This is a genomic window from Lutibacter sp., assembly GCF_041562875.1.
In the GTDB taxonomy this organism is placed as follows: domain Bacteria; phylum Bacteroidota; class Bacteroidia; order Flavobacteriales; family Flavobacteriaceae; genus Lutibacter.
This window is the reverse complement of record NZ_JBFFOE010000023.1, coordinates 20110-36480: the sequence shown is the minus strand read 5'-3', so window position 1 is coordinate 36480 and position 16371 is coordinate 20110. Positions and strand designations below refer to the sequence as shown.

Here is a 16371-nt window from a genome sequence, read left to right as displayed (position 1 = left end):
GATGGTTTTATCTTCAGAAGGAATATATTGAATTTTACTTGTTGGATTACTTGCTATCGATTTCAAATCGATACCATTTTTTAATTGTTGAACAATTGTTTTAACCTTTTTTACGGTTAAATTAGTAAATGGGTTAAAATTGATAAGAGCGGCTGGTTCCTGATCACTGAGTCCTATGCATGGAGTCTCAAAAAGAGAGAATTCTGAATTTTGAGTGTATTCTCCAAAAGTACTACCTGTTTCTTTTTCAAAAGCAGCTTTTATATGTTGAAATCCTTTAAATTCAGAAACAATACTATTGTTTAAATAAATAATGTATTTTCCAGTAGGTTGCCTATGAAAGAAGTGATAGAATGAAATAACGCCCTCAATTTCTATTTTTGAAACCTTTAATTCTTGTGCAATTTCTGCAACAGCGATATCTGAAAGAAAGCCAAATTTATTTTGAAACTCCCAAAGATGTGTTAATAGATCAGTACGATTCATAATTTATTTAGTTTATTTGAATTCACTCTTAAAGTTACAATATAAACAGCTGAATACCAGAAGATAATGAATAATTATAAATAGTTCATGAGAAGTTGCAATTTTTAAATGATTATTCATAAAAGATCATATTTCATTGGTAAAGAATGTGTTGAAGTGATTGAAGTGTTGTTGTTTTATCAATATTTAGAAATGAGGTATTTAAATAATAATTTTCTTAAAATTTATCAATAAGAAGTTTGAATTGCGAAGGTTTTAGGAAGAAATAACGATTTTAGGAAGCTAACTTTATCCTTAATTTGAAGTTTTTATAGGATTAAACGCCTTTTTTGTCCAAAATATATCGTTTTATCTTTTTAATTAATATGTTTTTGAAGCAACAAAAAAAGAGTTTTTTTAATGCTTCGAAAACGTTGTAAAACGCCTTTTTTTTAAAAAAATGATTACCTTATTTAGTTGAAATAAGCGTCAGTTTTTCGTAAAATTAAATTATTTAACAAAAAATTAATTTTTGTCAAATAATCAAAAAATAAGCATAATATTTAATTATTATTAAAATAATATCTAATATAACAATATTTTTTAGCAAATACTTAATATTTCTTTAAATTTTATTGGGTAAAAAATAAAATTACAATAAAAAAGAATGATCTTTATAAGCTTTTTTTTGGAATACAATTGTTAAATTTGTTACACAGAAATACCAAGGTAAATAATTAAAATTTAGGTAAAAATATATACTATGACAGTTGTTGAAAAAATAGCCTTTTTAAAAGCTAAACGTGAAAAAGTAGCTCAAATGGGTGGTGAAGATAGAATTGAGAAACAACATGCAAAAGGTAAGTTGACAGCTCGAGAGCGTTTGAATCTTTTGTTTGATGAAGAGAGTTTTCATGAAATTGATGCATTTGTGAAACACAGGTCTACTAATTTTAACATGGCAAGTGTTGAAATTGAATCGGATGGTGTTATTGTTGGATATGGATTAATAAATGGAAGATCTGTATTTGCATATTCTCAAGATTTTACCTCTGTAGGAGGTTCATTAGGAGAAATGAATGCTGCTAAAATTTGTAAAATTATGGACTTGGCAATGAAAGCTGGTTCTCCAATTGTGGGACTAAATGATTCTGGTGGAGCTAGAGTTGAAGAAGGAGTTGATGCTTTAAAAGGATACGGAGATATTTTCTTCAGAAATTCAAGAGCATCAGGTGTAATTCCACAAATTTCAGCAATTATGGGTCCTTGTGCTGGTGGAGCAGTATATTCTCCAGCAATGACTGATTTTGTATTTATGGTGAAAAAAACGAGCCATATGTTTATTACAAGTCCGTATGTAATAAAAACGGTAACTGGTGAAGAAACTACTTTTGAAGAATTAGGAGGTGCAATGGTGCATAGCTCAAAAAGTGGTAATTCACATTTTGCTTGTGAAAATGATGAAGATTGTATTGAGCAAATAAGAGAATTACTAGATTTTCTTCCAAATAATAATATGGAAAATGCACCAATTTTAGAAGCTGGTGATGACCCAAAAAGATCTTGTGACTCATTAGATACTTTTATTCCAGATGATTCTAAAGTGCCTTATGATATGAAGGTTATTATAGAAGAGGTTTTAGATAATGGAGATTTTTATGAAGTTCATGAACATTTTGCCGAAAACTGTATTGTAGGTTTTGGTAGATTAAATAATAGATCGGTTGGTATTATAGCGAATCAGCCAATGATGTTAGCTGGTTGTTTAGATATTGATGCATCAGATAAAATAAGTAGGTTTATGAGAACCTGTGATGCGTTTAATATTCCAATTATCACATTTGTAGATGTACCAGGATATTTACCAGGAGTACAACAAGAATGGGGTGGAATTATTAGACACGGAGCTAAACTTTTATGGAGTTTTTCGGAAGCTACTGTACCTAAATTAACAGTTGTAGTTAGAAAGGATTATGGAGGAGCTTATTTAGCAATGAGTTCAAAACATTTAGGAGCTGATATGGTTTTTGCATGGCCAACTGCTGAAATTGCTGTGATGGGAGCTAAAGGAGCTGTAGAAGTGATTTCAAGTTACAGAAAAGAAATTAATGAAGCTGAAGATAAAGCTGCTAAAACTCAAGAAAAGATTGAAGTTTATGAAACTGCATTTAGTGTTCCTTATTTGGCTGCTGAAAGAGGTTATATAGATGAAGTAATATTACCAAGTGAAACTAGAGAAAGATTAATAACAGCTTTAGAAGCATTATCTTCAAAATCAGAAATGCTACCAGCAAAAAAACACGGAAATATTCCACAATAATTATATTTAATATGACTTTAACACAGAAAAGGAGAAGAGCCGCAGTAATAGCTGTTAGTTGTTACACTCAAATGGAAAATATTACTTCCGAATCGCCAAATGATATTTGGGGGAAAATGGGGATTAGCAGAATTGTAAGTGGGAGAGAACTTTTACAAAGAAAAGGAAAAGCACCTGGTACTAGATCTTTTTAATATAAATTATTAAAATTAACAAAAATGATATTTGATAAACACGGGGTTTTAGAAATGACCCAACTAGATTATAATACAAATAGACCAAAAGCAGCGAACCCAATTAAAATTAATGACGTTAGCTTACGTGATGGTCACCAATCTTTATTTGCAACGCGTGGACGTACAGAAGATATGTTACCAGTTGCTGAAATGATTGATGATGCTGGCTATAATGCTGTTGAAACATGGGGTGGGGCAACGTTTGATACGATGCATAGATTTTTAGCTGAAGACCCTTGGGAGCGTTTAAGAACTTTGAAAAAAGTAATGCCAAAAACACCATTTTCAATGTTACTTCGTGGACAGAATGTTGTTGGTTACCGTAACTATGCTGATGATGTTGTAAAAGCATTTGTACAACGTTCTGTTGATAATGGAATGGATATTTTCCGTTGTTTTGATGCTTTGAATGATTATAGAAACTTTGAAACTGCTGCTCAAGTTATTAAAGATAATGACAAGCATTTTCAGGGAGTAGTATGCTATACTTTAAATCAACCTCGTTTGGGTGGTGATGTGTATAATATGGACTACTATCTTAATAAAGTAAAAGAACTTGTTGCATTTGGTGTAGATTCTATCTGTATTAAAGATATGGCGGGTTTAATAGCACCATATGATATTTATAATATGGTTCGTGAGATCAAGAAAATAACTGATATTCCATTGAACCTACATACTCACTTTACTTCGGGTATGGGTGATTTAGCTATTTTTAAAGCAATAGAAGCTGGTATTGATATTGTTGACACTTGTATTGGTCCTTATGCTTACCGTACTTCTCATGCAGCTGTTGAACCTCTTATTATGTCATTGTTAGGAACTAACCGTGATACAGGTATGGATATCAAGAAAATTACAGCTATTTCTGATGAAATGGAGAAATATATTCCTAAGTATAAGCATTTAGATAATAACCCAAAGTATGCTACTACTGATATTAATGTATTGCTTCACCAAACTCCAGGAGGAATGCTTTCTAACTTAGTTAACCAGTTAAAAGCAATGGATGCCTTGGATAAATTGGAAGATGTATTCCGTATGTTACCAAAAGTGCGTAAAGATTTAGGTAACATTCCATTGGTAACGCCTACTTCTCAAATTGTTGGTGTACAAACAGTAAATAACGTATTGTTTGATTCTTATGAAGGTGAGTATGCTAATATTACTGAAGAAGTAAAAGATCTTTGTTATGGGTTATATGGAAAAACAACTGAACCTATTAATTCTGAAGTACAGAAGAAAGCGTTGAAAGGTTATCCACGTGGAGAAGAGCCAATTACAGGTCGTCCGGGTTCAATATTAGAACCTGAAATGGATGCTGTAAGAGAAAAGTTTAAAGATCTTACTCAAGATGCCGATGATGAAGTATTATGTGCATTGTATCCTGTAACAGGTAAAAGATTCTTGAAATGGAAATATGGTATGGAAGAAGTTCCTGCTGATGTGAAGGCTAAAACAATGGAAGAGGTTGATAAAGAACTAGAATTAATTGCTAAAGCTTTATCTGGAGAATTAAAAGTTGGAGGTGCTGCATATGATGGTCAAATGCAAGAAATGGAAGTTATAGTAGATGGTGAAAGGTTTAATGTAGCTATTCCTATGGGAAAAGGAATGGGGCGTAGCACTAAAAAGAAAAAGAAAAAAGAAGGCAAAGAAAATAATGTTGAAGGAGCTGTTTTAGCACCTATACCAGGAATGATTGTAAACTTTATGAAACAAAATGGTGACAGTGTTGTTGAAGGAGAAATTATTTTAGTTCTTGAGGCTATGAAAATGATGAATAATTTTCAAGCTAATAAAGATGGAGTTCTTTCTGGAATTAAATTTGAATCTGGAGATACTGTTTCTAAAGGAGATGTTCTCTTTTTAATTGAATAAACGAGATTAAATAATATTTTGAATTAGTGAAATTAAGGTACTTGAAATTTAAAAATTCAAGTACCTTTTTTGTTTTATCTTATGGGGTCTATTAAAAATTGTAGATCTAGTTTGTAATTGTAGTTTCACTTTATTGAAAAACAAATTTTTTAGATATTTATTGGTGAAACTTCAATTTATAAAGATGATGTTTTTCTTATTTATATTATTTGTTATTTATTTTCATTATAAATAGTTAATTACCTGTTAATAATTGAATTTTTGTTATAGGAGGAGATAGTGCTTATTATAGTATTTTTGTTGCTTAATTTTTCTATAACAATTAACAAACCAACACAATGAAAAAACTAATCACCCTTATCACACTTTTAGTGACAGTATCAGTTACTGCACAAAACTTTCAATTACACCGAGATTTAGAAAGAGAGCACTTTACAACAACATTTGAAATGTTTAAAATGGATAAATACGGTAACACATTTACATTTATTGATTTTGATTACAATGCAACTGTTGGAACAGGACAAGCTTATTTTGAAATTGCTCGTGTTTTAAAAACAGAAAAAATGCCAGTTGGTTTACATGTTGAATATAATGCAGGACATACTAACGGATTTACTATTCCAGAAGCTTGGATTTTTGGGGCTAACTATAGCAAAGGAAATGCCAAATGGGGTTTTTCAACCTATGCAGGTTACAAAGCATTTACTGGAGCAGGTGAAGGTAACTTTCAAGTTACTGGTACTTGGTACGTGAATTTAATAGCGGATAAATTAACCTTTTCAGGTTTTGCAGATTATTGGTCTGAAAAAGGAGATTTTGTATTTGGATATTCAGATATAAATGTATTTCTAGCGGAACCACAATTATGGTACCATTTAAATAAAACTTTTTCTGTTGGTGGAGAATTAGAAATTTCTTCAAATTTCGCAGGAGGAAGTGATGCAATTAAAGGAAGACCTACATTAGCTATAAAGTGGAACATTTAAAAAATAAATTATGTTAGACAAATATTTTAAAATTACAGAAAATAAATCAACCTTAAGAACTGAAATTGTTGCTGGAATTACTACGTTTATGACTATGGTTTATATTTTAGCCGTAAATCCAAGTATTTTAAGTGCAGCAGGTATGGATAAGGATGCTGTATTTACAGCAACTGCTTTATCTGCCATAATAGCTACATTGGTAATGGCCTTGTATGCTAAATTACCATTTGCGTTGGCTCCTGGAATGGGGTTAAATGCATTTTTTGCTTTTACCGTTGTTTTAGGAATGGGATATTCATGGGAATTTGCTTTAACAGCAGTTTTTTTAGAAGGTATTATATTTATTTTATTAACAGCTTTTAATATTCGTGAACTTATTGTAAACTCTATTCCATTAAATTTAAAACATGCCGTATCTGTCGGTATTGGTCTGTTTATTGCATTTATTGGCTTAAAAGGAACGGGTTTAATAGTTGACAATCCAGCCACTTTAGTAAGTTTGGGAAGTATGAAAAACCCAGAAGTATTAGTTGGTATGGCAGGTGTTTTAATTATTGGAGTATTATTAACCAAAAAAGTTAAAGGAGCAATCTTAATTGGTATTTTGGTTTCAACAATTATTGGTTTAATATTTGGTGTTACTGTGCTTCCTGAAAATTTCACTTTCGTAAGTTTACCACCATCATTAGAACCAATATTTTTTAAATTTGATTTTTCTCAGGTACTTAGTTTGGATATGTTGATTGTATTATTTACATTTTTATTTGTTGATATGTTTGATACAGTTGGAACTTTAGTAGGTGTGTCTTCAAAAGCAGGAATGTTAGATAAAGATGGGAATGTTCCAAGAGTAAAACAGGCACTATTTGCAGATGCAATTGGTACTTTTGTGGGTGCTATTATAGGAACTTCAACGGTTACAACCTATGTTGAAAGTGCTGCGGGTGTAGCAGAAGGTGGGAAAACAGGTATGACAGCTTTAACTGTTGCTGGAATGTTTGTTTTAGCATTGTTTTTTGCTCCAGTATTTATGATTATTCCTGCTGCGGCTACTGCTCCAGCATTAATAATTGTTGGTTTATTTATGATTTCTCCTATTATGAAAATTGATTTGGATGATTTTACTGAAGCTATTCCAGCATTTTTTACAATTATAATGATGCCACTAACTTATAGTATTGCCGAAGGAATTGTTTTTGGGATGTTATCATACGTTTTATTAAAATTATTGACAGGAAAATACAAAGAGATAAAACCTATTATGCTCATAATAGCTATATTATTTGTTATAAAATTTTATGTTTAAATTGAGTATTATTAAATAATAAAAACCTTCTTGATAATTCAAGAAGGTTTTTTTTATGTTGTCGATTGAGCTTGTTTATTATGTAATTTAGTCTTTTAATTCCTTTTGTTTAGGTAACAATAAGTTTAATATCACACCAATAACTGAAGCTAAACCAATACCAGCTAGCGAAAAGTTTCCGTAACTAATTTGAGCTCCTCCAATACCAATTGTCAAAATAATTGAAACAATTACTTGGTTTCTTGTTATAGAAAAGTCAGTTTTTGCGTCAATTAATGTTTTAATACCAATGCTGGCAATCATTCCGAAAAGCAATAACATAATTCCACCTAATACAGAAGCAGGAATAGTTTTTAATATTGCACTAATTTTACCAACTAATGAAAATACAATTGCAGTTACTGCAGCTATTCGCAATATTCTTGGGTCAGTAATTTTAGTTAAAGCCACAGCACCTGTTACTTCAGAATAAGTTGTGTTTGGTGGTCCACCCATAAAACCAGCAAAAGCAGTAGCAATACCATCTCCTAAAATTGTTCTGTGTAGCCCAGGATCTTTTACAAACTGTTTATCAGCAACACCACTAATGGCATACATATCTCCAATATGTTCTATAATAGGAGCAATTGCTACAGGAATCATATATAAAATAGCTCCCCAATTAAATTCTGGTGCTGTAAATTTTGGCAATGCAAACCATGCAGCTTCATTCACTGAAGAAAAATCTACCAATCCAGAAATAATTGAAATTATGTAGCCAACAATAATTCCAATAAAAATGGGAATCAGTTTTATTAAACCCTTTGTAAAAGTAACAATAATTATAGCTGTTGCTAAAACAATTACAGCTATTGGCCAATTAGATTTAGCCATATCAACTCCAACAGTAGCTAGGGAAAGCCCAATAATCATAATTACAGGACCCACTACAACTGCGGGGAATATTTTTTCAATAACTCTCAATCCCCATAGTTTTATTATAGCAGATACTATTCCATATACTAATCCAACGGCTATAATTCCTCCTAATGTTCCCGGGTAACCATAAATTTTAGTTGCTGCAATAATTGGAGCAATAAAAGCAAAACTACTACCTAAAAAAACAGGTACTTTTCCCTTGGTTATAAAATGAAAAATTAAGGTACCAACCCCAGCAGTAAAGAGTGCAACTGCAGGGTCAATATCTATTAAAAGCGGTACTAATACTGTTGCTCCAAAAGCAACAAACAAAAATTGTACACCAATAACAATACGTTTTATTGGATTTGAGGTATCTGTAAAAGTTTGATTTTGTGAAGATTTCATTGGTTGTTTTTTTTGATCGAGCTAATTTAACAATAAAAACAAAACAATCTTAAATGAAAGCCTAAGATTGTTTTATAAATTAAAATTTAGAATGATTCTATGAAACTTAAATGTCAAATTTAATACTAGTAATAATATTTCTTCCAATATTATTAATCTCATCTGCTTTCAAACGAGATAAATGTGAAATGTAACTTTTGTCAAATATGTTGTTAGCATTTAAATTGATATTAAAAATAGTTTTTCCAATTTTAATAGTTCCTCCAAAACCAATATTCACTAAAGAATAACCAGCCGAAGAAGTTTCAAATCCGCTTACATTATTTTGATTAAATGTACAGGAAAGATTTAATGATGCAAAACCATTAGTTAGCCAATTTTGGATATCAAACTCCGTTCTAATCGTATTGTTCCAGTTATTAGCAGGAATTAAAGGTAAATAATCACCATTTTGTTTTTCTCCGGTAACAGTTTCAAAACTACTTTCCAAATGCAACCAATCTAATGGATGTGGATGAAAATGTACACCAATTTCACCACCATATAATTTTGCGTTATTTTGAATATAGCTATAAACTTCATTATTATTTAGTATTTCGCCAGTTGGCGATGTATAAATATAATTGTTTATATGATTGTAAAAACCATTTATAAAAAATTCGAAATGATTTGTGTTGTATTCTATATTTAAATCTGTTTGAACATTTTGTTCCGTTTTTAAATTGCTGTTTCCAATTTCATATCTATTGGTTCCTTCATGAACCCCGTTAGAGCTTAGCTCTGCCAAATTTGGTGCTCTAAATCCTGAAGCAAAATTCATGCGTAAAATTAAATCGTCACTTATACTGGTTTTATAACCTAAAGACGCATTAAAACTATTGTATGCTTTGTCTATAGCTTCAAAAGAACCTTCTTCACCTGAAATTCCATATTGGTCTGTTGAAATAGTTCTATTATCAAAGCGTAATCCTGCTTGAAGTACATTCGTTTTCCATTCATAATTACCAGTTCCAAAAACACCAATATCATTTGTTACAGCATTCGGAATTAAATATTCTTCACCAAAATTTTTATTGGTTTGATGCATTCCTTGAATTCCAACAATGGATTCTATTTTACCAAATTTTGGAAGATGAAATTTAGCATTGTAATTAAAGGTATTTAATTTCATATGTAAAACAGCAATTTTACTATCTACAAATTCACTTCTGTCATTAGCAATATAACCAAGATCTACATCTAATTTAGTATTTTGAAAAAATAAAACGTTGTTTAAACTTAATAAATTATTAAAAACACCTTGTTTTGGATAGGTGGTTTTTTTGCTTTTAGTTTGTTTGGCAACCCCTTCTTCAGGAATTCCTAAATCTAATTTATTATAGTTATATCTTAAAACACTTGAAATTTTAGAATTTTGATACCCAATTCCTGCTTTAAAATCGGTTTCGTTATAACGTGTATTTGTGACTCTATCTCCGTTTGAAACTTTATAATCGGAATGTGTATTATAACTTCCTCTACCTATAAATTTCCAATTTTCAGAAGAAGTTTTTAGGCTTAATGAAGAATTGCTTCCCAAGGTATTTGAAAATAATTTTTGTTCAAAATTGGAGGACAAAGTATTGGCTGTTGCAAATTTTTCCGGATTGAAATATAAAACTCCACCTAAAGCATCTGAACCATAAAGTAATGAAGCGGGTCCTTTTATAACTTCTACACTTTCTACTCCAGCATCATTTAAACCTAAACCATGTTCATCTCCAAATTGTTGATTCTCAATACGAACACCCTGTGAATATACTAGAACACGATTGCCACTTAATCCCCTAATTACAGGTTTTCCAATTGAAGTTCCCGTTGAAACTTGTGAAACACCGGGAATTGTTGCTAAACCTTCAATTAAAGTTGAGGTTCCTTTTTGTTGTAATGATTTGATGCTTTCATGATCAACTTTCATTACGTTTTGTGATTGTAATTTATTGAATGCAGTAGAAACAATTATTTCATCCATTTTAAAAACAGCTTCATCTAAACTAAAATCTAGAGTTGTTTCATTATTTTGAAGGTTCATAATTTTTGTTTCAGTTACATACCCAATAAAAGACACAATAATTTTAATCGGTGTATTTGGTAAATTTTGTAGTTGGTAAATTCCTTCTTCATTTGTTGAAGTTCCTTTTTGAAGATCTTCAATGTAAACTTCAACTCCAAATAATGGATTATTTTTAGTGTCTGTTATTTTTCCAACTATTTTATTTTGAGCATTGGCAAATAATGATAATCCTATAAATAGGATTGATAGATATGTTTTCATTTTAACTATTTTTATTATTGACGATTTAATTCTGAAATTTTTTATTACAACAATAAAACAGGTGGTGCTCGAGAGGATTTATAATGAAGTTTAATTGAAGAGTCTTGATCTTCAGTTGTGTAATTTTTTTCTACAATAATAATAGCTGAAGCTAAAATAAAATTTGTGGAAAAGTCAATTGTGTTGAAATTTATTTGATAATGACAAATTGAACAGTCAGTTTTATGCTGATGTAAGTGAACTACATTTTGAGCATTACAAACTGAATGTTCATGTTTTTCAAAAGCATGGGAAAATTGTATTGCAAAAGGCAGCAATACAATTGTAATTAATACAATTGAAATAAACTGATGAATATGTAGCTTAATTTTAGACATACTTTAAGCTGCAATATTACAAAAAGAAATTAATCTTTTACGCCTAATTTTTTTAATATTACTTCCATTAAACACCATTTCGTTATGGAAGATTGTAATAAATTGGCACCCACAAAAGCGGTAAACCATAACCAGTTAATATTTACTTTTACGGCAAGAATTAAGCTAATTAAAATAAATGTTCCCGCTACTGCTCTTACAATTCTTTGTTTCATGTGTATATATTTATTGTTTTATTTATAGTCACATGCTGTTCGCTATTAATCATTCCTTTGAGTGAGAAAAAGTTTAACATGCTTGTTTCATAATATTTATGTTAGTTTGATTTTTCAATATTTAAAACAACAATATGTACTTTAGATAAAGTTCTTTGTTGTTTGTTAAATTCGGCTACCGAATTAAATAAATCATCTGCTTTTTCTTTTGGTACAAATGCGTAGAATATAATAGATTGACTTTCGTTCATTTCACTTGCAAACCAATTATCTCCAACTGATTCTTGAGTTAAATCTCTATATCCCTTTACATCTGAATAGGAAAAATGAGTAATTGCAGCTTTTTTCAGTAAAAATTTGATATCTTTTTCAAATACTTCAATTGCCGTTATCATAAGTAATTTCATAAGTTGTTTTTTATAGGTTAATCTATAGGTTTATTAACTTTTTTTAAAATGTCATTTCAAGTGAAGTTGAAAATCTAATATTTTATTTACTAGTATATTTCAACTTCACTGAATGAGACATTATTATTTATAATAATATTTTTATTTTTCCCATTTCTTTTTCTCACTCATATAATAAATCATTGGAACCACAATAAGCGTTAGCAATGTTGAAACTATGGCACCAGCAACTAATGAAATTGCTAATCCTTGAAAAATAGGGTCAAACAATATAATTGAAGCTCCAATAACAACAGCTCCTGTTGTTAATAAAATAGGAGTGGTTCGTACAGCACCAGCATCAATTATTGCTTGCTTTAAAGGAATTCCATCATTTAAACGAATTTCAATAAAGTCAATTAATAATACCGAATTCCGAACCATTACACCAGCTAAAGCAATCATTCCAATAAATGAAGTTGCAGTAAAAAACGCACCAAATAACCAGTGGCCTAATACAATTCCCACTAATGAAAGCGGTATAGCGAGCATCATTACCATTGGTGTTTTAAAGTTTTGGAACCAACCTACAATCAACATATAAATAATAATAATAACCACTAAAAATGCTGTTCCTAAGTCTCTAAAAACTTCCAAAGTAATTTGCCATTCTCCATCCCATTTTATGGCAAAATCACTTTCATCTGATGGTTGTTCTAGGTACAATTCGTTTAATTTATAACCTTTAGGGAGTTTTATTTTTTCTAATTTTTCTTTCATTCCTAAGATTGCATATACTGGACTTTCTAATCCGCCAGCCATATCAGCAGTAATATAAACTACTTGTTTTTGATCTTTTCTGAAAATGGTTTTTTGTAATGTATCTTGTTTTATACTCACCAAATCACTTATAGGAACCAAATTCCCTTGATTTCCTTTAATTTTTATATTTTGAATATCTTGTAAACTAGTTTTGTCAGCATCTGTTATAGATAAAACGATATCAACTTGATCAAAAGAATTTTCGTCGTATAAATATGAAATAGGATATTCTTTTAATAAATACGTTAAATTAGCAACTACTTGTTGTGGTGCAATTCCATTTAACATTGCTTTTTCTTTATCAACTTCCAGTTTATATTCAATTTGAATATCTTCAACCATCCAATCAATATCAACAACATCAGTAGTATTTTCTAATATTTCTTTAACTTGGTATGCAACTTTAATTTGCTCTTTATAATCAGGGCCATAAACTTCAGCTACAAGTGTAGATAAAACAGGTGGTCCTGGTGGAACTTCAACTAATTTTACATTTCCATTGTATTTTTTTGAAATCTTTTGAATTTCTTTTCGAACTATTTTTGCTACATCATGACTTTGTAAATCTCGTTCTCCTTTTGGTAATAAGTTAACTTGAATATCAGCCATATTACTTCCTCCACGAATATCATAATGACGAACCAATCCGTTAAATGTGATAGGTGCAGAAGTACCAATGTAGTTTTGATAATTTACCACTTCAGGTACAGTGGATAAATATTGTGCAATTTCTTTTGTTATAACTGCAGTTCTTTCTAAAGTAGTACCTTCAGGCATATCAATTACAACCTGAAATTCATTTTTGTTATCAAAAGGTAACATTTTTACTGCTACAGATTTTGTAAAAAACATTAGTATAGAACCAATTAATAAGATTCCAGTAATCCCTAACATTACCCATCGTTTTTTGCTGCTATCTAAAAGTGGTTGTTCTGTTTTTTTGTAGATTTTATAAATCCATCCAGATTCTAGACCTTTCTCTTCTTTATGCGCTTGTTCATCTTTTTCTTGCAATAAATGATATCCTAAATAAGGAGTTACTGTTAATGCTACAAATAAAGAAAGTATCATTGCAATAGAAGCTCCAATTGGCATTGGACTCATATAAGGTCCCATCATACCTGATACAAAAGCCATTGGTAAAATTGCAGCAATTACAGTAAAGGTTGCCAAAATTGTTGGGTTTCCTACTTCATTAATAGCGTAAATAGCAGCTTGTTTAAAAGGCAATCGTTTCATTTTAAAATGTCGATGCATATTTTCTGCAATAATTATACTGTCGTCAACTACAATTCCTACTACAAAAACCAAGGCAAAAAGCGTAATTCTATTTAAAGTATAACCCAATAAATAATAACTAAATAATGTTAAAGCAAATGTTAGAGGAACAGAGAAAAATACGACCAATCCACCACGCCACCCCATAGCTAACATAACTAATATTGTTACTGCTAAAATTGCGACACCTAAGTGCAATAATAATTCACCAACTTTATGAGAAGCAGTTTCTCCATAGTTTCTAGTAACACTTACCTGAACATCTGAAGGAATTAGATTTAGTTTTAATTGATCAACTTTATCTAAAATCTTTTTAGAGATTTTCATGGCATCAGCCCCTTTTACTTTAGCAACTGAGAGTGTTACAGCTGAATATTCCCCTGGGTTTTTAGCAAACTTTTCATTTCCTTTTCCATAACCAAAAGAAACATAATTTGATGGTGTTGAAGGGCCATCTTGTATTTCTGCTACTTGTTTTAAATATACAGGCATATTTTTGTAAACACCTACCACTAAATTATTTACATCTTCAGCAGAAGTTAAAAATTTACCAGTAGTAATTAAATATTCCTGATCACCAGATAAAAAACTTCCAGATTGCGAGCTGCTATTATTGGCTTGTATTAGTTGCATAATACCAAGTGCATCTACACCATTTTCTGCCATTTTATCTTTATCAAGCACCACTTTTAACTGGCGGTTTCTACCTCCAATTACTTGAGTTATAGATACATCTTTTACTTTTTCAATTTCAGAAACCACTTCTTCAGCAATTTGTCTAATTTGAAAATCATCATAATTTTCACTCCAAAAAGTAAGTCCAAGTACAGGAACATCATCAATAGAGCGTGTTTTTATTAAAGGTTGCGTAACACCTGGAGGAAACATTCCTTGGTGTCTCATTAATTCATCGTATAATTTCACATATGAATCTTCTGTATTTTCACCTACATAAAACTGCACAATCATCATAGATTGTCCGCTCATAGCAATACTATGCACGTGTTGAACACCTTTTATATTTGAAATAATTTTTTCTAATGGTTTTACAACACGACTTTCAATTTCTGTTGGACTTGCACCCGGATAACCAACCAAAACATCGGCCATTGGAACAATAATTTGCGGTTCTTCTTCTCTTGGAATCAAAAACGAACTATAAATACCAATTGCCATCAACGCCACCATTAATAAAATGGTTAATTTAGAGTTAATAAAAATATTGGCTACTTTACCTGATATACCTTCTTGCATAATTTTATATTTTTGGGCGTTACCCTGTTAAAAAAAACAGGGTCGGGCTATTCGTTTCAATCTTTTTTTACAAAAAAAAGTATTTCCACTGCTATCCCTAACGCAAATTTTAGTTTACTGAATACTAACTTTAGCTCCGTTATACAATTTACCATCAGCAGAAACAATGTATTGCTCATCTGCTGATAAGCCAGACAATATTTCAACTTGATTTCCGAAAGTTTTTCCGATTCGTAACCATCTTAAAATGGCAACATTTTCATTTCCAATAGTGTAAACTCCAGTTAATTGTCCTTGTTGAATTAAAGCACTTTGAGGAACTAAAACTAAACTTGTTTCATTTTTAGATTCCGTATTTTTTTCAATAGGAAATTGTACAGATGTGAACATGCCTGAAAGTAATTTTACATCCGTTTTATTTAAAAGTACTTTTACTAAATATTGTCCTCCAGTATTTTTTGCAGATGTACTAACTTCAGTGACTTTACCTGTTATTACTTGATTTGTAGATTTTACAATTACAGTTACATCAATATCTTTTCTTATGGAAGTAATTTCAGATTCAGGAATCATAGAAATTATTTGATAGTTACCTGGCGTTTCCATACTAATTAAAGGCATTCCAGGGTTTGCCATATCACCTTTATTTACAAATTTACCTGTAATAACACCACTAAATGGCGCTGTAATATTTGAATATGATAATTGAGCATTTACTTGGTTTTTCATTTGATTGGCAGCCTCTAAACGCGCTTTAGACATTTCATAATTAGCAGTAATATCATCCACTTCTTTTTGTGATGCGCTATTTTCTTTTAGTAAAGCAGTAAACCGATTGTAATCTTTTTCAGCATTTTTAAATGCGGCAGTTGCTTCTAAAATTGAAGCAGTTACTTGTGCTTTTTGTGCCGTAATATCTGCACTATTAATGCTTATTAATAATTGCCCTTTGGTTACTTTATCACCAACATTCACTTGAATATTATTTACATAACCCATCATACGTGTACTTAGGTTTGCGTTTTGTACAGCTTCCACTTTTCCACTAGCAGAAATAAACGAACTGTTTTTTGTAGTTGGTGTGCTCACGATTACATTTACTGCAGTTCTATTATCTACTATTGCAGCTTTTTCTTTTCCACAACTACTTGTGAAAATTAAGGATACTATTGCTATTATTTTTAATATTTTTTTCATTTTTTTAGTAATTTAAAAAGTATATT

At 30.6% G+C, this 16371-nt stretch carries 13 protein-coding genes; 5 read left to right on the top strand and 8 right to left on the bottom strand.

The window, feature by feature from the left end; translation table 11 throughout:
* The coding region (locus tag ABY863_RS05320) for an NAD(P)H-dependent oxidoreductase subunit E (RefSeq protein WP_372793231.1) at nucleotides 1-486 on the bottom strand (486 nt) is incomplete at its 3' end.
* Nucleotides 487-1228: 742 nt separating this feature from the next.
* Here ABY863_RS05320 and ABY863_RS05315 point away from each other — a divergent pair.
* The 5 genes from ABY863_RS05315 to ABY863_RS05295 all read left to right on the top strand — a co-directional run bounded on the left by ABY863_RS05315 (nucleotide 1229) and on the right by ABY863_RS05295 (nucleotide 7197).
* A complete protein-coding gene (locus ABY863_RS05315; RefSeq protein WP_372793230.1) occupies nucleotides 1229-2785 on the top strand; it encodes an acyl-CoA carboxylase subunit beta in 1557 nt (518 codons plus the stop codon).
* An 11-nt stretch (nucleotides 2786-2796) separates the two neighbouring features.
* Nucleotides 2797-2979, top strand: a complete 183-nt coding sequence (locus tag ABY863_RS05310) for a hypothetical protein (RefSeq protein WP_372793229.1) — start codon at nucleotides 2797-2799, stop codon at nucleotides 2977-2979.
* 24 nt (nucleotides 2980-3003) lie between these two features.
* Nucleotides 3004-4902, top strand: a complete 1899-nt coding sequence (locus ABY863_RS05305) for a pyruvate carboxylase subunit B (RefSeq protein WP_372793228.1) — start codon at nucleotides 3004-3006, stop codon at nucleotides 4900-4902.
* 338 nt (nucleotides 4903-5240) lie between these two features.
* Complete coding sequence (locus ABY863_RS05300) at nucleotides 5241-5891, top strand: DUF5020 family protein (RefSeq protein WP_372793227.1); 651 nt, start codon at nucleotides 5241-5243, stop codon at nucleotides 5889-5891.
* 10 nt (nucleotides 5892-5901) lie between these two features.
* The gene (locus tag ABY863_RS05295) at nucleotides 5902-7197 is read left to right on the top strand and encodes an NCS2 family permease (protein ID WP_372793226.1); all 1296 of its coding nucleotides are present in this window, start codon (nucleotides 5902-5904) and stop codon (nucleotides 7195-7197) included.
* A gap of 87 nt (nucleotides 7198-7284) precedes the next feature.
* On the opposite strand, the gene ABY863_RS05290 is transcribed toward ABY863_RS05295, so the two are convergent.
* The 7 genes from ABY863_RS05290 to ABY863_RS05260 form a co-directional block, all read right to left on the bottom strand.
* Nucleotides 7285-8502, bottom strand: a complete 1218-nt coding sequence (locus ABY863_RS05290; RefSeq protein ID WP_372793225.1) for a uracil-xanthine permease family protein — start codon at nucleotides 8500-8502, stop codon at nucleotides 7285-7287.
* Nucleotides 8503-8608: 106 nt separating this feature from the next.
* Entirely contained in the window at nucleotides 8609-10816 is a 2208-nt protein-coding gene (locus ABY863_RS05285; RefSeq protein WP_372793224.1) for a TonB-dependent receptor domain-containing protein, read from the bottom strand.
* Between the two features lie 44 nt (nucleotides 10817-10860).
* Nucleotides 10861-11193, bottom strand: coding sequence for a hypothetical protein (locus ABY863_RS05280; RefSeq protein WP_372793223.1), 333 nt, complete (start codon nucleotides 11191-11193; stop codon nucleotides 10861-10863).
* A 29-nt stretch (nucleotides 11194-11222) separates the two neighbouring features.
* Nucleotides 11223-11408 (bottom strand): DUF2892 domain-containing protein, encoded by a 186-nt coding sequence (locus ABY863_RS05275; protein ID WP_372793222.1) that lies wholly within the window; start codon nucleotides 11406-11408, stop codon nucleotides 11223-11225.
* Nucleotides 11409-11509: 101 nt separating this feature from the next.
* Nucleotides 11510-11815: a hypothetical protein gene (locus ABY863_RS05270; RefSeq protein WP_372793221.1), complete on the bottom strand. Its 306-nt coding sequence runs from the start codon at nucleotides 11813-11815 to the stop codon at nucleotides 11510-11512.
* A gap of 141 nt (nucleotides 11816-11956) precedes the next feature.
* The gene (locus tag ABY863_RS05265) at nucleotides 11957-15148 is read right to left on the bottom strand and encodes an efflux RND transporter permease subunit (RefSeq protein ID WP_372793220.1); all 3192 of its coding nucleotides are present in this window, start codon (nucleotides 15146-15148) and stop codon (nucleotides 11957-11959) included.
* Nucleotides 15149-15262: 114 nt separating this feature from the next.
* A complete protein-coding gene (locus tag ABY863_RS05260) occupies nucleotides 15263-16345 on the bottom strand; it encodes an efflux RND transporter periplasmic adaptor subunit (RefSeq protein WP_372793219.1) in 1083 nt (360 codons plus the stop codon).
* Between the last annotated feature and the right edge of the window lie 26 nt (nucleotides 16346-16371).